The following is a 21,497-nucleotide window of genomic DNA, read 5'->3' as shown; positions in this document are numbered from 1 at the left end:
ACTTCCGAACCTCGAATCCAGCGAATCCATCACCGCAATCCCGATGAAAGCTTCCCGTTTTTTCGTCTCCACCCTCAAGGAAGCGCCCGCTGACGCCGAAGTGGCGAGCCACCGGCTCATGATGCGGGCCGGCATGATCAAGAAGCTCGGCACGGGCATCTACACCTACATGCCCATGGGGCTGCGCGTGATCCGCAAGGTCGAGGCCATCGTCCGCGAGGAGATGAACCGCGCCGGCGCCGTCGAGATGACGATGCCCGTGGTGCAGCCGGCCGAGCTCTGGCAGGAAACCGGCCGCTTCGACAAGATGGGCCCCGAGCTGCTGCGCATCAAGGATCGCCACGACCGCGACTACGTGATCCAGCCGACCAGCGAAGAAGTGGTGACCGACATCGCCCGGCAGGAAATCCGCAGCTACAAGCAGCTGCCGAAGAATTTCTATCAGATCCAGACCAAGTTCCGCGACGAGCGCCGTCCGCGCTTCGGCCTGATGCGCGGGCGTGAATTCATCATGAAGGACGCCTACAGCTTCGACCGCGACCTCGACGCCGCCAAGGCGAGCTACCAGGTCATGGCGCAGGCCTACCGCAACATCTTCGACCGCTTCGGCCTGCGCTACCGTGCCGTGGCGGCCGACAGTGGCACCATCGGCGGCGACCTGAGCGAAGAGTTCCAGGTGATCGCCGCCACCGGCGAGGACGCCATCGTCTACTGCCCCGACAGCGACTACGCCGCCAACATGGAAAAGGCCGAGGCGCTGGCCCCGGCCGGTCCGCGTCCCGCGGCCGCCAAGGCGCTCGAGAAGACGCCGACCCCCGGCAAGAGCACCTGCGCCGACGTGGCCGAGTTGCTGGGCGTGCCGCTGTCGACCACCATCAAGTCGCTCGTGCTCGCCACCGACGTCGTCAATGAGGCCGGCGACATCAAGGGCTCGCAGGTCTGGCTGCTGCTGCTGCGCGGCGACCACGACATGAACGAGATCAAGGTCGGCAAGCTGCCGGGCCTGAACCAGGGCTTCCGCTTCGCGACCCTGGCCGAGATCGAGGACCACTTCGGCTGCAAGCCCGGCTACCTGGGCCCGCTGAACCTGAAGAAGCCCGTGAAGCTGGTGGCCGACCGCGAAGCCGCCGTCATGGCCGACTGGATCACCGGCGCCAACGAAATCGACTTCCACATGACCGGCGTCAACTGGGGCCGCGACCTGCCCGAGCCCGACCTGGTGGCCGACATCCGCAACGTGGTCGCCGGCGACGCCTCGCCAGACGGCAAGGGCGTGCTGGCCATCGAGCGCGGCATCGAGGTGGGCCACGTGTTCGTGCTGGGCACCAAGTACAGCAAGGACATGAACGCCACCTACCTCGACGAAGGCGGCAAGCCGCAGTTCCTCGAGATGGGCTGCTACGGCATCGGCATCACCCGCCTGCCGGCCGCCGCCATCGAGCAGAACCACGACGAGCGCGGGATCATCTGGCCGGACGCCATCGCCCCCTTTACGGTGGTGGTCTGCCCGATCGGCATGGACCGCAGCCCCGAGGTCAAGGCGGCTGCCGAGGCACTCTACGAAGAGCTGCTGGCCAAGGGCGCCGACGTGCTGCTCGACGACCGGGGCGAGCGTCCCGGCGCGATGTTCGCCGACTGGGAGCTGATCGGCGTGCCCCACCGCGTGGTCATCTCGGACCGTGGTCTCAAGGAAGGCCAGCTCGAGTACCAGCACCGTCGCGACACGGCCGCCACCAAGGTGCCCGCGGCCGGCATCGCCGACTTCATCGCCGGCAAGCTCGCCAAATGAGCCTGGAGGGCGGCCTCTCGCGACGCCAGTGCCTGGGCGGCGCCGTGACTGCAGGCGCCCTCACCGTGCTGTCTCTGCCGCAGGCCGCCCATGCAGGCGCGCAGATCGAGGAGCCGCTGATCGACTCGGTGCGCACCGCGCTGAGCTCCGCCATTCACAACAAGGCACCGCCGGTGCCGCAGTTCGCGAGCACCGAAGCCCGGCTCGCCTATCTGCGCTGGCTGGGCGAGATGAGCGAGCGGCTCAAGAAGAAGATCGCCGACGCACCTTCGCGCATCGAATTCCTGCAGACCGTCTGGTACGAAGCCAAGCGCTCGGGGCTCGAAGTGAGCCTGGTGCTGGGGCTGGTCCAGGTCGAGAGCAATTTCCGCAAGTTCGCGGTGTCGAGCGCCGGAGCGCGCGGCTACATGCAGGTCATGCCGTTCTGGACACGCGTGATCGGCGACAGCGACCCGGCCAAGCTCTTCCACATGCAGACCAACCTGCGCTTCGGCTGCGTCATCCTTCGCCACTACCTCGACCGGGAGAACGGCGACCTGTTCATGACGCTCGGCCGCTACAACGGCAGCCGCGGCAAGTCGCCGTATCCGAACGCGGTCTTCGCCAACCAGCGGTTCTGGGTGTTCAACGACAGGGAACGCGAGAAGGAAAAAGAAAAGGACAAGGACCGCTCGGCGGCCTGACGCCTTCCTTTTTTCTGTCTGCTCAGTTCGCCGGCGCCTTCGCGGTGCCCGAGCCCTTGGTGACCATCACCTGGTCGATGCGGTAGCTGTCGACGTCCATCACTTCGAAGGTGTAGCCGCCCCAGCTCACGTTGTCGGTGCGCTTGGGCACGCGGCGCAGCATCACCATCAGGAAGCCGGCCAGGGTCTCGTATTCCTCCGAGTGAGGCAGCTCGTCGATGTGCAGCGCGCGCTGCACGTCCTGGATGGGCGTGACGCCGTCGATCAGCCAAGAGTTCTCGTCGCGCTGGACGATCTGCTCTTCATCGGGCGTGGACACCAGATCGCCCATCACCGTGCTCATCACGTCGTTCAGCGTGATCACGCCCACCACCAGGCTGTATTCGTTGACGATGATCGCGAAGTCCTCGTGCGCCTGCTGGAACTGCTCGAGCACCTCGGTGAGCGACAGTCGGTCCGGGATGACCAGCGCCTTGTGCAGCGGCAGGCCCTGGTCGAAGGCCAGCGGCTGGCCGCTCAGCACGCGCTGGAACATGTCCTTGGCATCGACGTAGCCCAGCACGTGGTCGATGTCGCCGTCGCACACCGGGTAGGCGGAGAAGGGCTCGGCGATGATGCGCGCGCGCAGCACCGACTCGGGGTCGTCGTGCAGGAACCAGGCGATGTTGTCTCGCACCGTCATCACGCTGCTGACCAGGCGCGTGTCGAGCTCGAACACGTTGGCGATCACCTGCTGCTCGCGCACCGCGAGCACGCCGGCCTGCGCGCCGGCCTCGGTCATGGCCAGGATGTCGGCCGAGGTGATCTTGTCGTCGCGCGCCATCGGCATGCCGAGCGCCTTGAACAGCAGGTCGGTGCAGCGCGTGAAGAACCACACCAGCGGCTTGAAGGTGGTGATCAGCAGCAGCATCGGGCCGACCATCCGTATCGCCAGCCGCTCGGGGTTGCTCATGCCCAGCCGCTTGGGGAACAGGTCGGCGAACACCAGGAACACCGCGATGATGATCACGAACGAGCACAGGAATGCCGCGCTGGCCGAGGCCTCGGGGCTGAGCCATTTCTCGAAGATGACCGCGAAGTACGGGCTGAGCGAGCCCTCGCCGACCACGCCGCCGAGTATCGCCACCGCGTTGAGGCCGATCTGCACCACGGTGAAGTAGTGACCCGGCTGCTCCTGCACCCGCAGCACCTTCTCGGCCCTGGGGTCGCCCTCGTCGGCCATCTGGCGCAGGCGCAGGCGGCGCGAGGCGGCCAGGGTGATTTCGGCGAGGGAGAAGAAGGCGCTCAGCGCGATCAGCAGCGCGATGATGAGCAGGCTTTGGGTGAGGGTCATGTTGGCACGTCGAAGACGGCCACCATGGTGCCATGACTCGGCACCCGAAAAGCGTTCAGACCCCGCCGTGGGGGTGAGTGGGGTCGACCCAGAGCACCGATTCGGGCTTCTCGACAGGCTCGATGTCGAGGTTCACCGCCACCGCCTCGCCGTCGCTGCGGCACAGCACGCATTCGAGCGTCTCGGTCGCGCTGGCGTTGATTTCCTGGTGCGGAACGTACGGCGGCACGTAGATGAAGTCGCCCGGTCCGGCCTCGGCCGTGAACTCGAGCTTCTCGCCCCAGCGCATGCGGGCCCGGCCGCGCACCACGTAGATCACCGATTCGAGATGCCCGTGATGGTGGGCGCCGGTCTTGGCGTCGGCATGGATGGTCACCGTGCCGGCCCAGAGCTTCTGCGCGCCCACGCGGGCGAAGTTGATGGCTGCTGCCCGGTTCATGCCGGGCGTCTGGGCTGTGTTGGCGTCGAGCTGGTTGGCCGGGATCACACGCACGCCGTCGTGCTTCCAGGCCGGGGCGGCACTGTCGCTGCCGTCTTCAGGGGAGTGGTCGTGGTCCGCGTGATCGTGGCTCATGACCGTTCCCCAGGCTTCAGGCGTTGGCGCCGTTCACCACCTGCTGCAGTTCGCCCGATTCGTACATCTCCATCATGATGTCCGAGCCGCCGATGAACTCGCCCTTCACGTAGAGCTGCGGGATCGTGGGCCAGTTGCTGTATTCCTTGATGCCCTGGCGGATGCTGTCGTCGTCGAGCACGTTCACGGTCTTGAGCGTCTTGGTGTCGACGCCGACCGCTTTCAGGATCTGGATCGCGCGGCCCGAGAAGCCGCACATCGGGAAGCTTGCATTGCCCTTCATGAAGAGCACGAGGTCGTTGGTCTTGACGAGGTCGTCGATGCGTTGCTGGGCGTCGGACATGGGGACTCCTGAAAAAATAGGCTGGGGGGATTATTTCACCGTGCGCCAGATTCCGCCGGAGCAGCGCTGGATGCCGGCGAGGTCGTCGCGGCTTTGCACTTCGGCAAAACCGCGCGCGGCGAGCAGTTCGCGCACCGCCGCGGCCTGGTCGTGGCCGTGCTCGAGCAGCAGCCAGCCGCCCTCGGCGAGATGGGCCGGGGCGTCTTGCACGATGCGGCGGATGTCGTCGAGGCCGTCTGCGCCCGAGATCAGCGCGGAAGAGGGCTCGTGGCGCAGGGCGGGCAGGTGCGGGTCGCCGGCGGCGATGTACGGCGGATTGCTGGCGATGACCGTGTAGCCGCTGGCAGCGCCGTCGAGCCAGTCCGCCTGCGCGAAGCGCACCGGCAGGCCGAGCTTCCGGGCATTGGCCTGCGCCACGGCGAGCGCATCGGCGCTGGCGTCGACCGCGTCGACTTGCGTGTCGGGCCGGGCGTGCTGCAGTGCAAGGGCGATCGCGCCGCTGCCGGTGCCGAGGTCGAGCACGCGCGGGGCGGTCTGGCCTTCGAGGCATTGCAGCGCCCATTCGACCAGCGTTTCCGTGTCGGGGCGCGGCACGAGCACGCGGGCATCGACCTGCAGGTTGAGCCCGTGAAATTCTTTTTCGCCCAGCAGGTAGGCGACAGGCTCTCCAGCACGGCGGCGCGACAGCTGCGCGGCCAGTGCGGACCATGCGGCATCGGGCATCGCATCGGTGTCGTGCGCCAGCAGCCAGGCCCGGTCATGCGGCGCGCGGCCCAGCGCGTGCAGCAGCAGCAGCTGGGCGTCGAGCCTGTCCACACCCAGCGCGAAGGATGCAGCCAGCGCCTGCGCCACTGTGGCCGGCTGCGGGTTCTCGATGGCGCTCATGCCGGCAGGCTCGATTCCAGCTCGGCCAGCTGCTCGGCTTCGCGCGCGGCGCGCAGCGCGCCCAGCACGTCGCCGAGGTCGCCTTCCATGATGGCGAGCAGCTTGTAGAGCGTCAGGTTGATGCGGTGGTCGGTGAGCCGCCCCTGCGGGAAGTTGTAGGTACGGATGCGGTCGGAGCGGTCGCCGCTGCCGATCAGACCCTTGCGCATGGCGGCGTCCTTGGCGGCGCGCTCGCTGCGCTCCTTCTCCTGGATGCGCGCCGACAGCACCTGCAGGGCCTTGGCCTTGTTGCGGTGCTGGCTGCGATCGTCCTGGCACTCGGCCACGATGCCGGTCGGGATGTGCGTGATGCGCACCGCCGAGTCGGTCTTGTTGATGTGCTGGCCGCCCGCGCCGCTGGCACGGTAGGTGTCGATGCGCAGGTCGGCCGGGTTGATCTGCACCGCCACCGTCTCGTCGGGCTCGGCCAGCACGGCCACCGTGCAGGCGCTGGTGTGGATGCGGCCCTGGGTCTCGGTGGCGGGCACGCGCTGCACGCGGTGGCCACCCGATTCGAAGCGCAGGTGGCCGAACACGTCGTCGCCCACCACGCGCACCACCACTTCCTTGTAGCCGCCGAGCTCGCTCTCGCTCTCGCTGACGATTTCGCAGCGCCAGCCGGCGCGCTCGCAGTAGCGCGTGTACATGCGCAGCAGGTCGCCCGCGAAGAGGGCCGATTCGTCGCCGCCCGTGCCGGCGCGGATTTCGAGGAAGGCGTTGCGCGCGTCGTCGGGGTCCTTGGGCAGCAGCAGGCGCTGCAGCTCGTCCTCGAGCTGCACCAGCTCGGCCTCGGCGCCGGCGATTTCCTCCTTCGCCATCTCGGCCATGTCGGGGTCGTCGAGCATTTCCTTCGCGCCGGCGATGTCGGCCTCGCGCTGCCTGTAGCGCTCGTAGCGGCCGGCGATCTGCGTGACCTCGGCATGCTCGCGCGAGATGGTGCGGTACTGCGCCATGTCGCTCATGATGTCTTCGCGCGAGAGCAGGAAGTCGAGCTCGCCCAGGCGCTGGGCGTAGCGTTCGAGTTGGTGGCGCAGAAAGGATTTCACGACGGAAGAAGCTCGGGATGAATGGAGGAAAAGGCCGCGATGCAGCGGCGATGCGCATGAAAGCCGCGGCCTCTGGAGCCGGGCAGCGGACCAGCGCCGCTAACGCTCTTTGCGCAGGAAGAGACGCGAGATCGTCTGCGCCGTCTGCTCGCGCGAAGCGGCATCGCCCGCGTGCAGCTCGGCCATCGCGCCGTGCATCATCTTCTGCGTGAGGCCGCGAGACATGGCCTCGAGCACGGCCTCGACCGATTCGCCCTTGGCCAGCAGCTTGCGCGCGCGCGCCATCTCTGCGGCGCGCCACTCGTCGGCCTGCGCGTTGAGCTGCTGGATCAGCGGCACGGTGCCGCGCTGGCCCAGCCAGTGCATGAAGCTCTGCACGCCGGCATCGATGATCACCTCGGCCTGTGCCACGGCGGCCTGGCGGTTGGCCTGGCCCTGCTGCACCACCTGGGCGAGGTCGTCCACGGTGTAGAGATAGATGTCTTCGAGCGCCTTCACTTCGGGCTCGATGTCGCGCGGCACGGCCAGGTCGACCATGAACATCGGGCGGTGCTTGCGCGCCTTGAGCGCGCGTTCGACGGCGCCCAGGCCGATGATCGGCAGCGTGCTGGCGGTGCAGCTCACGATGATGTCGAACTCGGCCAGCCGCGAGGGCAGGTCGGCCAGCCGCATCGCCTCGCCGCCGAAGCGCGAGGCCAGCTTCTCGCCGCGCTCGAGCGTGCGGTTGGCGATGGCGATGGCCTTCGGTTCCTTGGCCGCGAAGTGCGTGGCCGCGAGGTCGATCATTTCGCCCGCGCCGACGAACAGCACGCGCGTCTTGCGAAGGTCTTCGAAGAGCTGGCCGGCCAAGCGGACCGCTGCGGCGGCCATGCTGATGGAATGCGCGCCGATCTCGGTGGCGGTGCGCACTTCCTTTGCCACCGCGAAGGAGCGCTGGAACAGCTGGTTCAGCGTGCTGCCGAGGGCGCCGGCCGTTTCGGCGGCGCGCACGGCGTCCTTCATCTGGCCGAGGATCTGGGCTTCGCCGAGCACCATCGAGTCGAGCCCGCTGGCCACGCGGAAGGCATGGCGGGCGGCTTCGCCGTCATGCAGGGTGTAGGCGTGCGAGCGCAGCAGGGCAGGGGCGACGCCGCCGCTTTGCGCCAGCCAGCCGAAGGTGTGGTCGAGCGCGGCGTGCTCCGAGGCGCAATAGATCTCGGTGCGGTTGCAGGTGGAGATGATCGCGGCCTCGACCTGGGGATGGCGGCCGGAGGCGAAGGAACTGCGCAGGCTCTGCAGCGTGGGGGCGATCTGGTCGAGCGCGAACGCGAAACGACCGCGCAGATCGAGCGGCGCGGTCGTGTGGTTCAAGCCGAGGGCCCAGACTGACATGCCCGTGATTATAAAATCAGCAGCCGCACGAGGCTGGCCAGGGGACAAATGGCTTTCCCTATGACAGCCATAACCCCGGACGCATGATCCGGCGAGTGCGCAACCCCCTCCGATGGACCTGCTGGCCCTCCTGAACCACCTGCTTAATTTTGTAGCACCCGCGGCTTTCCTGGCCCTGGTGCTGGCCTTTGCCGGGCGCTTCCTGGGCGGCGGGCGCGCCGGCGTCCCGCGCTGGTGGGTGCAGTTCGCGCTGACCTTCGCGGCCGGCGTCGGGGTGCTGGTTGCCGGACTCGTGGTGTTCGGGCGCGACGGGTCGATGGCGACCTATGCCGCGCTGGTCGTGGTCTGCGGCGTCGTCCAGTGGCTGGCGATGCGCGGCTGGCGCCGCTGAAGGCCGGCCTTCAGCCCAGCCGGCGGATCATGTAGACCGATTCGCCCGGATAGGTGGCCAGGCGAGCCTCTTGCCCCGGACCGTCGGGCGGCGTGGCCTCATAGCCCTGCCGCTGCCAGAAACCCACCGACGACTGCACCGACACCAGCGTCGAATGCCGCCAGCCGGCCTGCAGCGCGTGGGCCCAGGCATGGCGCACCAGCCGGGGGCCCAGCCCAAGGCCCGAGGCGCCCGGGTCCACCGCGAGGTCGTGCAGGTAGAGCGAATCGGGCCGCTGCGCCACTTCGAACTCGCCGTGCAGCGGCGTGAGCTTGCCGGCCACTGACGGATAGCCCACCAGGTAGGCCCGCACGCCGCCTCGATGCTCGACCACCCATCCCGTGTGCGGCGCCGCGGAGAGGCGCCTCGCGATCAGCGCACCGTCTTCCACGAAGCCCGCGCCGTAGCACGCGAGCTGGATTGCCAGCACCGCGTCGAGGTCGTCGGCGCGCATGCCGCGCACGATGACGGCGTCCGGCTCCATCAGGCCAGCAGCAGCTTGTCGTCGTCCAGCTTCTCGCCGCGGGTCTGCTCGAACATGCGCAGCAGGTCTGGCACGTCGAGCCCCGAGCGCTGCGGACCGGCCACGTCGAGGATCACCTGGCCCTCGTGCAGCATCACCGTGCGCGAACCGTAGTCCAGCGCCTGGCGCATGCTGTGCGTCACCATCATCGCGGTGAGCTGGCCGGCCTCGACGATCTTGGCCGTGAGCTCCAGCACGAAGGCGGCGGTCTTGGGGTCGAGCGCGGCCGTGTGCTCGTCGAGCAGCAGGATGCGCGAGGGCTTGAGCGACGCCATCAGCAGGCTCACAGCCTGCCGCTGCCCGCCAGAGAGCAGGCCGATGCGGTCGGCCAGGCGGTTTTCCAGCCCCAGCTTCAGGATCGACAGCTTCTCGCGGAACAGCTCGCGCAGGTTGCGGTTGAGCGCGAAGCCGAAGGCCCGGCGCTCGCCGCGCTTCCAGGCCAGCGCCATGTTCTCCTCGATGGTCAGCGCCTCGCAGGTGCCGGCCATCGGGTCCTGGAACACGCGGGCCACCATGCCCGAGCGCTGCCAGGCGTTCATGCGCGTCACGTCCTTGCCGTCGATCTCGATGCGGCCCTTGTCGACGATCAGGTCGCCGCTCACCGCATTCAGAAAGGTCGACTTGCCCGCGCCGTTCGATCCGATCACGGTGACGAACTGGCCGGTGGGAATCTCCAGGCTGAGCTCGCGCAGCACGCGGTTCTCGATCGGCGTGCCCGGGTTGAAGGTCATCTCGAGTTGTTGGGCGCGCAGCATCAGTTCTTCCCCTTGAACAGGCCACCCAGCCTGCGCTTGTAGGCGGGCACCAGCAGCGCGAAGGCCACCAGCACGGCGGTCACCAGGTTCAGGTCCTGCGCCTGCAGGCCCATGAAGTCGGTGTTCAGCGCCATCGCGATGAAGAAGCGGTAGAGCAGCGCGCCGATGATGCAGGCCAGCGTGGTGATGACCATGCTGCGCGCCGGTATCAGCGTCTCGCCGATGATCACCGCCGCCAGGCCGATCACGATCGTGCCCACGCCCATCGAGATGTCGGCCGTGCCCTGGCTCTGCGCGAACAGCGCGCCGGCCAGCGCCACCAGCGCGTTCGAAAGCGCCAGGCCCGCCATGGTGTGGAAGTCGGTGGAAATGCCCTGGGCCCGCGCCATGCGCGCGTTGCCGCCAGTGGCGCGCATCGCGAGCCCGGCTTCGGAGGCGAAGAACATGTCGACCAGGATCTTCGCCACGATCACGATCAGGAGCAGCAACAGCGGCTTGGCCCACTGCTCCGGCATGCCGCCGAAGCTGGCCATGCTGAACACGGTGGGTTCGGTGATGAGCGCCACGTTGGGCTTGCCCATCACGCGCAGGTTGATGGAGTACAGCGCGATCATCACCAGGATGCTCGCGAGCAGCTGCATGATCTTCAGCTTCACGTTGAGCCAGGCCGTGACCCAGCCCGAGGCTGCGCCGGCCACGCAGGCCACCGCGGTGGCGGCGACCGGGTTCCAGCCCGCGACGATCAGCGTCGCGGCCACGGCGGCGCCCAGCGGGAAGCTGCCGTCCACCGTGAGGTCGGGGAAGTTGATGATGCGGAACGACAGGAAGACGCCCAGCGCGACCAGCCCGAATATCAGGCCGATCTCGATGGCGCCCAGCGAAGCGATGAGGGACATGGAATGCTTCCGGCAGGCGGCAAGTCGACGAGGGGCCCGTGCCGGCGGCCGAAGCCGCGGCGAGGGCCCCTCGAGGCTCGCTTACTTGGTGTTGACGACCTTCGCGGTCTTCAGCAGCTCGTCGGACAGCGTCACGCCCTGCAGCTTGGCGGCGCCGGGGTTCACCACCAGCTCGAAGTTGGCGCTGGTCTGCGAGGCGATGGCGCCGGGCTTCTCGCCCTTGAGGATGCGCACCACGACCTTGCCGGTCTGGCGGCCGATGTCGGTGTAGTTCAGGCCCAGGGCGGCCACGGCGCCGCGTTCGACGGTGGCGGTGTCGGCCGCCACCACGGGCAGCTTGGCCTGTTGCGCAACCTTCACGATGCCCTCGAAGGCCGAGACCACGTTGTTGTCGGTGGGCGTGTAGATCACGTCGGCCTTGCCGACCAGGCTCTGCGCGGCGGTCGGCACGTCCACCGTGCGGGCGGCGGCGGCCTCGACCACGGTCATGCCGGCGGCCGAGGCGGCCTTCTTGAGCGAGTCGACGATGGCCACCGAGTTGGCTTCGCCGGGGCTGTAGATCACGCCCACGCGCTTGGCATTGGGCACCACCTGCTTGATGAGGGCGATGTGCTTTTCCAGCGGCGACAGGTCGGACACGCCCGTCACGTTGGTGCCCGTGGGCTCCCAGCTCTTCACCAGCTTGGCCGCCACCGGGTCGGTGACCGCCGAGTACACCACCGGAATGCTCTTGGTGGCGGCCACCACGGCCTGCGCCGACGGCGTGGCGATGGCGACGATCGCGTCGGGCTGGTCGCCCACGTACTTGCGGGCGATCTGGGCGGCGGTGCCCACGTTGCCCTGCGCGCTCTGGTAGGTGAACTTGAGGTTCTTGCCTTCCTCGTAGCCCGAAGCCTTCAGCTCGGCCTTCACGCCGTCGCGCACCGCGTCCAGCGCCGGATGCTCGACGATGGCGGTCACGGCCACCGACTTGGTGTCGGCCGCGAACGAAGGCGCGGCGGCCAGCATGCCGAGGGCCAGGGCCACTGCGCTGAAGGGGGTGCGAAGCAAAGCGTTTTTCACGGGAAAGGGTCTCCGGGTGGGGGATTGGATGCGTCTGAAGCCGCCGGCGGGTGCCGGCGGCGGGGTATTCAGCGGCCGGGGTTCGCGGCATGCGGCCCGGGCGCCACGGAGTCTAGATCGTACTTTGCACAATTAAGGTGCATGAAAGCCTCGGGCTTACCCCGCTTTGCGCCATAAAATTGCATTAACTTGGTGCAAGGGGAGAAGAAATTGCATGACATCGCACTGGACCGGATCGACCGGAAGATTCTCGAGCACCTGCAGGCCCACGGCCGGGCCTCCAACCTGGAGCTGGCGGAGGTGGCCAATCTCTCTCCTGCCCAGTGCCTGCGGCGCCACCGGCGGCTGGAGGAGCTGGGGCTCATCCACGGCTACGCGGCGCGGCTGAACGCGCGCCACGTCGGGCTGGGCGTGATCGCCTTCATCCACGTGACCATGGCGCGCGGCCATGTGGACGAGCTGCCCAAGTTCCAGGACCTGATCGCCGACATGAAGCAGATCCTGGAGTGCTATTCGGTGACGGGCGACTTCGACTACGTGCTCAAGGTGGTCGCGCAGGACCTGGAGTCGCTCTCGCAGTTCCTGATGCACACGCTGATGCACATGCCCGGCGTGTCTGCGGTGCGCTCGAGCGTGTGCCTCAACGAGATCAAGTTCACCACCGCGCTGCCGCTGGAGTGAACGGCCGGCCTGCTCAGGCCGGCGGCACGCCCGGAATCGGCGAGGCCGGCGACGAAGGCACGGCCGCCGGCGCGGCGGGCATTTCGGGCGCGGCGGCCATCACCATCGTCGGCACCGCCAGCGGCAGCGAGGCCTTCTTCAGGTCGTCGAGGATCGTGAACAGCAGGTCGCTGCGCACGCCGCCCGCCAGCCGAGGACTCGCCACGTAGGCGATCGCCTGGAAGATCAGCAGCCCGTTCTCGATGCCCTCGAGCGTGAGCGAGGGCGCCGGAGTTTCCAGCACGCCCTCGTGCGCCTTGCAGGCCGCGAGGATCAGCTCGCGCACGCGCTGCGCGTCGGTGGTCAGCGGCATCGGCAGGCGGATCAGCACGCGGCCCTCGGCGTTGGCCAGCGTCATGTTGCGCACGGTCTTGGTGATGAACTCCGAGTTCGGCACGATCAGCGTCGAGCGGTCGCCCAGCTGGATCTCGGTGGCGCGCACGTTGATGCGCCGCACGTCGCCCTCGGCCGTGCCCAGCACGACCCAGTCGCCCACCTTCACCGGCTGCTCGGCCAGCAGGATCAGCCCCGAGATGAAGTTCTGCACGATGGCCTGCAGCCCGAAGCCGATACCCACCGACAGCGCGCTCGCCACCCACGCGATGCGCTCGATGCCGATGCCCAGCGCCGACAGCGAGAAGGCGATCACCAGGATGCCGCCCACGTAGCCCAGCAGCGTGGTGATCGAGCTCTGCATGCCCGGCTCGAACTTGGTGTTCGGCAGGTAGCTGCCCGCAAGCCAGCGCTTGAAGATCCGCAGCAGGATGAAGCCCACCACGGCCACTCCGACGGCGCTCAGGATCGCGCCCGGCACCAGCTGGAACTCGCCCACCTTCATGCCGGTGCCGATCTTGCCGCCGCGCTGGAACACCTCGCCCGGCCCCGTGCCCAGCGGCGCGGCCAGCGCCACCAGCATGTAGAAGAAGAGGGCCACCCGGCTCAGCGCCGACAGCACCGTGGCTGCCTGGTCCAGTGTCTGCGGCGCGAGGTTGAAGCTCTTCTGCAGCCGCTGGCCGAAGCCGGCGCGCGAGGACACCGTGGCCATGAACACGTCGTCCGCGAACTTGAACAGCACGTAGAACGCGGCCGCGACGATGCCGCTCCAGGTCAGCTGCGAGGCGAGGAAGCTGGCGAGCGCCACGTAGCCGATGGCCACCAGCACCCAGATCGCGATCATCAGCGCGCCGATCAGCGCCACGAGCAGACCGACCCACATCGGCCGCTCGGGCAGGCCCGCCTCGGCCGCGTCGGCGCGCAACGGCTTCACGACATAGAGCACCGTGGCGACCAGCGCCGTCAGCACCAGCGCCGTGAGCACGTGCGTGGCCACCACGGCCGCGAAGCTCGCGTCGATCAGCGAGTTGACCTCCGCGGGCGTCCAGGCCAGCGCGGCCACCAGCGCCACCAGCCAGGGCAGGGCAGCCAGCCGCGTGGCCATGGCGTCGGGAATCGGCGGCAGGCGCCACGAAGGCCGGCTGGTGGCAAGGAGCCCGCGGCCCAGCCCGATCACGAAGGCCATGAACACCAGCGCCTGCGCCGTCGAATTCAGCACCTTGCGCGCCTGCGGCTCCCAGGTGGCGAACTCCTTCAGCACCTCGACGAAGCCGTGCGCGGCGATGGCAACGAGCAGCACGTGGCTCGCGACGATGCCGATCACCAGCAGCGAGCGCCTAAGCCGCCCCGCCGGCAGGAAGCGCGCGGCGAGCCAGACCAGCAGGGCCTCCGCCGCCCAGTTGCCGAACACCGCGAGCAGCAGCGCGGCGACCAGCGCCGCGATCACCTGCAGGCTCGTCTCTGGCTGCATGGCGGCCTCCAGGCCGTCGTTCACCGAGGAAACCATCGCCTTCAGGCGGACCAGGTCGTCGGGCCAGGCCTCGCGCAGGTCGCTCCAGAACTCGGCCGTCAGCGGCGAGGCCGCGCGCTCCGTGAGCTGCGCCTCGAACAGCGCCCGGCGCTGCGTGACCAGCTCGGTGCCGCGCTGCCGCACGTCGACCGAGAGCAGGCGGGCGAGGCGAATGTCGGCGTCCAGCGCGTTGCGCTCCTTGGTCAGGCGGGCGCGCTGGCGGGTGATGTCAGGGTCTTCGGTGGCGCCGGCGGCGGGAGGATTGCCCAGTTCGCCGAGCTTGGCGTTCAGGTCGGAGAGCTCGCCGGTGCGCGCCGTGACGAACTTGTCGGCCTGCTGGCCGATGTCGTTGATCTGCGCGAGCAGCTTGCGCGCGTCCTCGTCGGTTTCGGCCGCGGTGCTGAGCCTGGTGAACTGGGCGCGCAGTTCCGCCACGGTGGGGGCGGGAGGCGTGGCGGCCGCCGCGGCGCTGTTGGCGTTGCCGCTGGTGCCGAGGTCCGGCTGGGCCAGCGCGCCGCCGCACATGCACAGGGCCGCGAGGCAGAAGCTCGCGAAGCGTAGGGTCCAACTCATGGCCGCATCATAGAAGCCGCCATGTCGTAAGGGCCGGTAAGAAGTGCAGCCCCGGAGTGCAGCCCCGGTTCCGCAGCGTCAGCCGGCAGGGCTGAACAGGTCGACCTTGTCCGTGATGATGCCGTCAGTGCCCAGGTCGATCAGCCGCTGCGCGGCCTTGTCGTCGTTCACCGTGTAGCTCAGCGCACGCATGCCCGCGCCATGAACCAGCGCCACCACCGCCGCGTCCCACAGCGGGTGGTTGCAGACGATGGCCGAGCAGCCGAGTTCCTTGGCTGCTTCGAGCCAGCGGTCCCAGAGCTTGTCGAGCAGCAGGCCGCGAGGCAGTTCAGGCTGCACCGCTTGCGCGCCCTTGAGCGACTCGACCTGGAAGGACGTGAGCAGCGGCGGCACGGCCGCGTCTTGCCACAGGCGGGCGGCTTCGCGTGCCACGACTTCCCCGGTCTCGCGCTCGGCGCCGGGCGTGGGCTTGATCTCGATGTTGAGCAGGTAGCTGTTGGCCAGGCAGAAGCGCGCGAGGTTCTCCAGCGTGGGCAGCGGCTCGCCCGCGTAGGCGGTCGAGTGCCAGCCGCCCGCGTCGAGCTGTGCCAGCGCGCTCCAGGCTTGCTCTCCGCCGGTGCCATGGCCATTGGTGGTGCGGTCGAGCGTGGCGTCGTGCATCAGGAAGACGACGCCGTCGGCGCTGAGCTTGGCGTCGCACTCGAACATGCGATAGCCGTGCGAGGCGCCGAGACGGAATGCGGCGAGGGTGTTTTCGGGGGCGAGCTTGCCGGCGCCGCGGTGGGCGACCCAGCGGGGATAGGGCCAGGAATTCATGATTGTTTTTTGAGTTGGTCCCCGGCTCCTTCGTGGGGCACCGCCGAACCGGCTTTGCCGGGCCGCCGGTGCCGCCCCCGGCAGGGGGTTGGCGAAGCGACACGAAGTGCGCGCAGCCCGGGAGCGAGCATTGGCTAGTCTGCGCGCTTGCCGGAGCCGGCGTCGAACCAGTGCAGTTTTTCTTCGCGCGCGGCGATCTTCACCGTGTCGCCGGCAACTGGCGGGTGGTCTGCCTCGTCGGTGCGCATGATGATCTGCTCGTCGCCGATGCGGCCGTACACCAGCCGCTCGGCACCCAGCAGCTCGACGTGCTCGACCTGCACCGACCAGCCGTTCTCGTCGAGCACCAGATGCTCGGGACGGATGCCCAGGATCTGGCCGGGGCGCACGCCCGGTGCGTGCTTCAGCAGGTTCATCGGCGGCGAGCCGATGAAGCTCGCCACGAAGGTGGTGGCGGGGCGCGAGTACACCTCTTCCGGCGTCGCGAACTGGTCCATCACGCCGCCGTTCATCACGATGATGCGCTGCGCCAGCGTCATGGCCTCGACCTGGTCGTGCGTGACGAACAGCGAGGTGATGCCGAGCTCGCGGTGCAGCTTCTGGATCTCGAAGCGGGTCTGGGCGCGCAGCTTGGCGTCGAGGTTCGACAGAGGTTCGTCGAACAGGAACACCTGCGGCTGGCGCACGATGGCGCGACCCATGGCCACGCGCTGGCGCTGGCCGCCGGAAAGCTCGCGCGGCTTGCGCTCCAGCAGGTGGCCCAGCTCGAGGATCTTCGCGGCCTTGTCGACGCGCACCTTGATCTCGGCCGGCGGCACCTTCGCGATCTTCAGGCCGTAGGCCATGTTCGCGAACACGCTCATGTGCGGGTAGAGCGCGTAGTTCTGGAACACCATGGCGATGTCGCGCTCGGAAGGCTCGAGCTGGTTCACGACCCTGTTGCCGATGGCGATCTCGCCGGCGGAAATTTCTTCCAGGCCGGCCACCATGCGCAGCAGCGTCGACTTGCCGCAGCCCGAAGGCCCGACGATGACGATGAACTCGTGGTCGGCGATCTCGGCGCTCACGCCGTGGATGACCTGGTTGGCCTTGGGCCCGTGGCCGTAGCGCTTGATGACGTTGCGTAGGGAAAGAGCAGCCATTCTTTATTTCTCGGTATCAACAAGGCCCTTGACGAACCACTTTTGCATCAGCACCACCACCAGCGCGGGCGGCAGCATCGCGAGGATGGCGGTGGCCATCACCACGTTCCATTCGTTCTGGCCGTCACCGCCGGCGATGAGCCGCTTGATGCCGACCACGATCGGGTACATGTCTTCGTTGGTGACCGCCAGCAGCGGCCACAGGTACTGGTTCCAGCCGTAGATGAACTGGATCACGAAGAGCGCGGCGATGCTGGTCTTGGACAACGGCAGCAGCACGTCGAAGAAGAAGCGCATCGGGCTCGCGCCGTCCATGCGCGAGGCCTCGGTGAGCTCCTCGGGCACGGTCAGGAAGAACTGCCGGAACAGGAAGGTGGCCGTGGCCGAGGCTATCAGCGGCACCGTCAGGCCCGCGTAGCTGTTCAGCATGCTCAGGTCCGACAGCACCTTGTAGGTGGGCAGGATGCGCACTTCCACCGGCAGCATCAGCGTCACGAAGATCGCCCAGAAGCAGATCTTCTTGAACGGGAAGCGGAAGTACACGATGGCGAAGGCCGACAGCAGCGAAATGGTGATCTTGCCGATGGCGATGACCAGCGCCGTCACCAGGCTCACCCACATCATGTGGGCCACCGGGGCGTTGGAGCCCGCGCTGCTCGCGCGGCCGAAGAGCGCGCCCTTGTAGCTGTCGAGCATGTTCGAGCCGGGCAGCAGCGGCATCGGCCGCTGCACGATCTCCTGCGCGGTGTGCGTGGACGCCACGAATGCGAGGTAGATGGGGAAGGCGACGATCAGGACGCCGAGGATCATCACCACGTGGGCCAGGATGCCCTGGGTGCTTCTTCTTTCAACCATGTCAGTACTGCACCTTCTTTTCGACGTAGCGGAATTGCACGATGGTGAGCGCGATCACGATCACCATCAGCACCACCGACTGCGCTGCCGAGCCGCCAAGGTCCAGGGCCTTGAAGCCGTCGTGATAGACCTTGTAGACGAGGATTTCCGTGTCCTTGCCCGGGCCGCCTTCGGTGGCAGCGTGGACGATGGCGAAGGTGTCGAAGAACGCGTAGACCACGTTCATCACCAGCAGGAAGAAGGTGGTGGGCGACAGCAGCGGGAACTGCACCGTCCAGAAGCGGCGCCACGGGCGCGCGCCGTCGATGGCGGCCGCCTCGATCAGCGACTTGGGAATGGACTGCAGGCCGGCCAGGAAGAACAGGAAGTTGTAGGAGATCTGCTTCCACACCGCGGCCATCACGATCAGCGTCATCGCGTGCTTGGAATTGAGCAGGTGGTTCCAGTCGATGCCGATCTTGCCGAGCGCATAAGCGACCACGCCCAGCGAGGGGGAGAACATGAAGACCCACAGCACGGCGGCCACCGCGGGCGCCACGGCGTACGGCAGGATCAGCATGGTCTTGTAGAACATGCCGCCGCGCACGATGCGGTCGGCGAACACCGCCAGCGTCAGCGACAGGGTGAGGCCGATGGTCGCGACCAGCACCGAGAAGACGGCGGTGGTCTTGAACGACTCGCCATAGGCCGGGTCTTCGAACAGTTCCTTGAAGTTCTGCAGCCCGACGAAATCGACGGAGGTGCCGAACGCGTCCTGCTGCTGCAGCGACTGCAGGAGGGCCTGCCCCGCCGGCCAGAAGAAAAACACGAATATCACCGCCATCTGCGGTGCAAGCAGCAGCCAGGGCAGCCAGCCCGAGCGAAAGAAAACGCGTTTTTCCATGAACCCTCTACGTAAAAAATCCCGCCGCGCCCGCTCTTTCTCAAGAGCGGACGGGGGCGGGCGATATTAGCCGGACACGGAAGCTGTCCGGCGGCCGGGCGTCAGCCCTTGTTGGCCTTCTGGAAGCGTTCCAGCTGCTCGTTGCCACGGGTCACGATGGCGTCGAGGGCTTCCTTGGCGGTCTTCTTGCCGTTCCAGACCTGTTCGAGCTCTTCGTCCTCGATGGCGCGGATCTGCACGTAGTTGCCCAGGCGGATGCCGCGGCTCTTGTCGGTGACCTTGCGGATCATCTGCGTCACGGCCACGTCGGTGCCGGGGTTCTGCTTGTAGAAGCCGGAGTCCTCGGTGAGCTTGTACGAGGCCGTGGTCACGGGCAGGTAGCCCGTGCGCTTGTGGCTGGCGGACTGCACTTCAGGCGTCGAGATGAAGCTGAAGAACTTGGCCACGCCCTTGTACTCGGCCGGCTTCTTGCCCGACATGACCCACAGGCTGGCGCCGCCGATCACGGTGTTCTGCGGTGCGCCCGGCACGTCAGGGTAGTAGGGCAGGGGAGCCAGGCCGTAGGCGAACTTGGCGTTCTTGGCCACGTTGCCGTAGAAGCCCGAGGACGTGTTGATCATGGCGCACTCGCCCGACACGAACGAGGCCTCGGGCACGTTGCCGCGGCCCTTGTAGATGAACAGGCCCTGCTTGGCCATGCTGGCCAGGTTCTCGATGTGGCGCAGGTGCAGCGGCGAGTTGACCTTCAGGCGGGCATCCAGGCCCGACAGGCCGTTGTTCTTGCTGGCGAATTCCACGTTGTGCCAGGCCGAGAAGCTCTCGACCTGCGTCCAGTTCTGCCATGCCGTGGTGAACGGGCACTTGTGGCCGCTGGCCTTGAGCTTGGCGGCGGCGGCGACCACTTCGGGCCAGGTCGACGGCGCCTTGTCGGTGGGCAGGCCGGCGGCCTTGAAGGCGTCCTTGTTGAAATAGAAGATGGTGGTCGAGCTGTTGAACGGGAAGCTCAGCATCTGGCCGTTGGGGGCGGTGTAGTAGCCGGCCACGGCGGGGATGTAGGCGGCCGGGTCGAACTTCTCGCCCGCGTCCTTCATGACCTGGCCCACCGGCACGATGGCGCCCTTGCTGGCCATCATGGTGGCGGTGCCCACCTCGAACACCTGCAGGATGTGCGGTGCATTGCCGGCGCGGAAGGCCGCAATGGAGGCCGTCATCGATTCGTCGTAGGTGCCCTTGAAGGTCGGGACGACCTTGTATTCCTTCTGGCTCTCGTTGAACTGCTTGGCCAGGTCGTTGACCCACTCGTTGTTGACGGCGGTCATGGAATGCCACCACTGGATCTCGGTCTGGGCCTGCGCCACGTTGAAGAGCGTGGTGGCGGCCAACGCCGATGCCAAGGCGAGCGTCTTGAATCGCATGAAGACTCCTGAAGGGAAAAATGGAAAGCGCGGATGCTAGGGCATGTGGATGACACAGCCGCGTCACATTGGCGCACGGAGCACGGGTTTCCTCCAATCGGGGAAACCCCTTTGGCGCCGCTGGCTCCTTGGCCCTGTTCGCATCAGGCCGGCACGGGGTGCGGCCCCGCATGCTGCGCCGCACCATGCTAGCATCGCCCTCCCTTTTTTTGGCCTAGCCTGTCGCCATGGCCGGGGCTTCCAAGAGACCTCCATGAGCAGCAAAACATCCCTCGACAAAAGCAGGATCAAGTTCCTCTTGCTCGAAGGCATCCATCCCTCGGCCGTGGAGGTGCTGCGCGCCGCCGGCTACACCAACATCGAGTCGCTGCCCGGCGCGCTGCCCGATGCCGAACTGAAGGCGAAGATCGCCGACGTGCACTTCCTGGGCATCCGCTCGCGCACCCAGCTCACGGCCGATGTGTTCGCCGCCGCCCACAAGCTGGTGGCCGCAGGCTGCTTCTGCATCGGCACCAACCAGGTCGACCTGGAAGCCGCCCGCGAGCATGGCGTGGCGGTGTTCAACGCCCCTTATTCCAACACCCGCTCGGTGGCCGAACTGGTGCTCGCCGAAGCGATCCTGCTGCTGCGCGGCGTGCCCGAGAAGAGCGCTGTTGCGCACCGCGGCGGCTGGCTCAAGTCGGCCGACAACGCATACGAAATCCGCGGCAAGACGCTGGGCATCGTGGGCTACGGCTCCATCGGCGCGCAGCTGTCGGTGCTGGCCGAGGCGCTGGGCATGCACGTGGCCTTCTACGACGTGGTCACCAAGCTGCCGCTGGGCAATGCGCGCCAGGTGCGCGACCTGCACCAGCTGCTGGCCCAGAGCGACATCGTCACGCTGCACGTGCCCGAGACGCAGGCCACGCAATGGATGATCGGCGCGGCCGAGATCGCGGCGATGAAGCCCGGCTCGATCCTCATCAACGCCTCGCGCGGCACGGTGGTCGAGATCGAGCCGCTGGCCGAGGCCCTGAAGGCCCGCAAGCTGCTGGGCGCCGCCATCGACGTGTTCCCGGTGGAGCCGCGCAGCAACAAGGACGAGTTCCAGTCGCCTCTGCGCGGCCTCGACAACGTGATCCTGACGCCGCACATCGGCGGCTCGACCATGGAGGCGCAGGCCAACATCGGGCTGGAAGTGGCGGAGAAGCTGGTCAAGTACAGCGACAACGGCACCTCGACGTCTTCCGTCAACTTCCCCGAGGTGGCGCTGCCGGCGCACCCGGGCAAGCACCGCCTGCTGCACGTGCACCGCAACGTGCCCGGCGTGCTGTCGGAGATCAACAAGATCTTCTCGGACAACCAGATCAACATCTCCTCGCAGTTCCTGCAGACCAACGAGAAGATCGGCTACGTGGTGATGGACATCGACGCCGCCTCTTCCGACCTGGCCCTGGAGAAGCTCGCGAAGGTGAACGGGACGATCCGCAGCCGCGTGCTGTTCTGATCCGGGCTGATCCGGAGCCGGCGGCAGGGGGGGCG

At 67.6% G+C, this 21,497-nt stretch carries 21 protein-coding genes; 5 read left to right on the top strand and 16 right to left on the bottom strand.

From position 1 onward, the window contains the following. Window positions 1–43 precede the first annotated feature (43 nt). Together ABL840_RS31860 and ABL840_RS31855 are read left to right on the top strand one after the other, a co-directional pair. Window positions 44–1,789, top strand: a complete 1,746-nt coding sequence (locus tag ABL840_RS31860) for a proline--tRNA ligase (RefSeq protein WP_093302381.1) — start codon at window positions 44–46, stop codon at window positions 1,787–1,789. Further along, complete coding sequence (locus ABL840_RS31855) at window positions 1,786–2,472, top strand: lytic transglycosylase domain-containing protein (RefSeq protein ID WP_093198318.1); 687 nt, start codon at window positions 1,786–1,788, stop codon at window positions 2,470–2,472. Before ABL840_RS31860 ends, ABL840_RS31855 begins: the two co-directional genes overlap by 4 nt. A 22-nt stretch (window positions 2,473–2,494) precedes the next feature. Here the strand turns inward: ABL840_RS31855 and ABL840_RS31850 are convergent, their stop codons facing one another. The 6 genes from ABL840_RS31850 to hemA form a co-directional block, all read right to left on the bottom strand. Then, a complete protein-coding gene (locus ABL840_RS31850) occupies window positions 2,495–3,805 on the bottom strand; it encodes a hemolysin family protein (protein ID WP_093302379.1) in 1,311 nt (436 codons plus the stop codon). Between the two features lie 55 nt (window positions 3,806–3,860). Then, complete coding sequence (locus ABL840_RS31845; RefSeq protein ID WP_093302376.1) at window positions 3,861–4,379, bottom strand: cupin domain-containing protein; 519 nt, start codon at window positions 4,377–4,379, stop codon at window positions 3,861–3,863. A 16-nt stretch (window positions 4,380–4,395) separates the two neighbouring features. Further along, window positions 4,396–4,722 carry a Grx4 family monothiol glutaredoxin gene (gene grxD / locus ABL840_RS31840; protein WP_093198312.1) on the bottom strand — a complete coding sequence of 109 codons (327 nt, stop codon included), beginning with the start codon at window positions 4,720–4,722 and terminating at the stop codon, window positions 4,396–4,398. A 30-nt stretch (window positions 4,723–4,752) separates the two neighbouring features. Next, entirely contained in the window at window positions 4,753–5,607 is an 855-nt protein-coding gene (gene prmC / locus ABL840_RS31835) for a peptide chain release factor N(5)-glutamine methyltransferase (RefSeq protein WP_093302372.1), read from the bottom strand. After that, window positions 5,604–6,692 (bottom strand): peptide chain release factor 1, encoded by a 1,089-nt coding sequence (prfA, locus tag ABL840_RS31830; protein ID WP_093302369.1) that lies wholly within the window; start codon window positions 6,690–6,692, stop codon window positions 5,604–5,606. Before prfA ends, prmC begins: the two co-directional genes overlap by 4 nt. Window positions 6,693–6,791: 99 nt before the next feature. Then, window positions 6,792–8,063: a glutamyl-tRNA reductase gene (gene hemA, locus ABL840_RS31825; RefSeq protein ID WP_093302366.1), complete on the bottom strand. Its 1,272-nt coding sequence runs from the start codon at window positions 8,061–8,063 to the stop codon at window positions 6,792–6,794. A gap of 112 nt (window positions 8,064–8,175) precedes the next feature. On the opposite strand from hemA, the gene ABL840_RS31820 reads away from it, so the two are divergent. After that, the gene (locus tag ABL840_RS31820; RefSeq protein ID WP_093302363.1) at window positions 8,176–8,454 is read left to right on the top strand and encodes a hypothetical protein; all 279 of its coding nucleotides are present in this window, start codon (window positions 8,176–8,178) and stop codon (window positions 8,452–8,454) included. Between the two features lie 10 nt (window positions 8,455–8,464). Here ABL840_RS31820 and ABL840_RS31815 read toward each other — a convergent pair whose 3' ends face one another. The 4 genes from ABL840_RS31815 to ABL840_RS31800 form a co-directional block, all read right to left on the bottom strand. Beyond that, on the bottom strand, window positions 8,465–8,977 hold the full coding sequence (locus ABL840_RS31815; RefSeq protein WP_093302361.1) for a GNAT family N-acetyltransferase: 513 nt from the start codon (window positions 8,975–8,977) through the stop codon (window positions 8,465–8,467). Further along, entirely contained in the window at window positions 8,977–9,771 is a 795-nt protein-coding gene (locus tag ABL840_RS31810; protein ID WP_093302357.1) for an ABC transporter ATP-binding protein, read from the bottom strand. Before ABL840_RS31810 ends, ABL840_RS31815 begins: the two co-directional genes overlap by 1 nt. Continuing rightward, on the bottom strand, window positions 9,771–10,667 hold the full coding sequence (locus ABL840_RS31805; protein WP_093302353.1) for an ABC transporter permease: 897 nt from the start codon (window positions 10,665–10,667) through the stop codon (window positions 9,771–9,773). The genes ABL840_RS31810 and ABL840_RS31805 overlap by 1 nt, the downstream gene beginning before the upstream one ends. 81 nt (window positions 10,668–10,748) lie before the next feature. Continuing rightward, entirely contained in the window at window positions 10,749–11,675 is a 927-nt protein-coding gene (locus tag ABL840_RS31800) for an ABC transporter substrate-binding protein (RefSeq protein WP_093302492.1), read from the bottom strand. A gap of 264 nt (window positions 11,676–11,939) precedes the next feature. On the opposite strand from ABL840_RS31800, the gene ABL840_RS31795 reads away from it, so the two are divergent. After that, a complete protein-coding gene (locus ABL840_RS31795) occupies window positions 11,940–12,410 on the top strand; it encodes an Lrp/AsnC family transcriptional regulator (RefSeq protein ID WP_093302351.1) in 471 nt (156 codons plus the stop codon). Between the two features lie 13 nt (window positions 12,411–12,423). Here the strand turns inward: ABL840_RS31795 and ABL840_RS31790 are convergent, their stop codons facing one another. From ABL840_RS31790 to ugpB, 6 genes are all read right to left on the bottom strand, one after another. Further along, entirely contained in the window at window positions 12,424–14,865 is a 2,442-nt protein-coding gene (locus tag ABL840_RS31790; RefSeq protein ID WP_093302347.1) for a DUF3772 domain-containing protein, read from the bottom strand. A 78-nt stretch (window positions 14,866–14,943) separates the two neighbouring features. Next, window positions 14,944–15,681 carry a glycerophosphodiester phosphodiesterase gene (gene ugpQ, locus ABL840_RS31785; protein WP_093302345.1) on the bottom strand — a complete coding sequence of 246 codons (738 nt, stop codon included), beginning with the start codon at window positions 15,679–15,681 and terminating at the stop codon, window positions 14,944–14,946. A 134-nt stretch (window positions 15,682–15,815) separates the two neighbouring features. Further along, on the bottom strand, window positions 15,816–16,823 hold the full coding sequence (gene ugpC, locus ABL840_RS31780) for a sn-glycerol-3-phosphate ABC transporter ATP-binding protein UgpC (protein WP_093198285.1): 1,008 nt from the start codon (window positions 16,821–16,823) through the stop codon (window positions 15,816–15,818). Between the two features lie 3 nt (window positions 16,824–16,826). Continuing rightward, window positions 16,827–17,678 (bottom strand): sn-glycerol-3-phosphate ABC transporter permease UgpE, encoded by an 852-nt coding sequence (gene ugpE / locus ABL840_RS31775; protein ID WP_093198282.1) that lies wholly within the window; start codon window positions 17,676–17,678, stop codon window positions 16,827–16,829. Between the two features lies 1 nt (window position 17,679). Then, window positions 17,680–18,561 carry a sn-glycerol-3-phosphate ABC transporter permease UgpA gene (gene ugpA / locus ABL840_RS31770; RefSeq protein ID WP_093198280.1) on the bottom strand — a complete coding sequence of 294 codons (882 nt, stop codon included), beginning with the start codon at window positions 18,559–18,561 and terminating at the stop codon, window positions 17,680–17,682. 101 nt (window positions 18,562–18,662) lie between these two features. Next, window positions 18,663–19,976 carry a sn-glycerol-3-phosphate ABC transporter substrate-binding protein UgpB gene (gene ugpB, locus ABL840_RS31765; protein ID WP_093198277.1) on the bottom strand — a complete coding sequence of 438 codons (1,314 nt, stop codon included), beginning with the start codon at window positions 19,974–19,976 and terminating at the stop codon, window positions 18,663–18,665. Window positions 19,977–20,229: 253 nt separating this feature from the next. On the opposite strand from ugpB, the gene serA reads away from it, so the two are divergent. Continuing rightward, window positions 20,230–21,462, top strand: a complete 1,233-nt coding sequence (gene serA / locus ABL840_RS31760) for a phosphoglycerate dehydrogenase (protein ID WP_093302342.1) — start codon at window positions 20,230–20,232, stop codon at window positions 21,460–21,462. Window positions 21,463–21,497 lie beyond the last annotated feature (35 nt).

Origin of the sequence: Variovorax sp. NFACC27 (assembly GCF_048301545.1) — a bacterium.
In the GTDB taxonomy this organism is placed as follows: Bacteria; Pseudomonadota; Gammaproteobacteria; order Burkholderiales; family Burkholderiaceae_C; genus Variovorax; species Variovorax gossypii.
The sequence above is the reverse complement of the archived record's forward strand: the minus strand, read 5'-3'. Positions and strand labels throughout refer to the sequence as shown.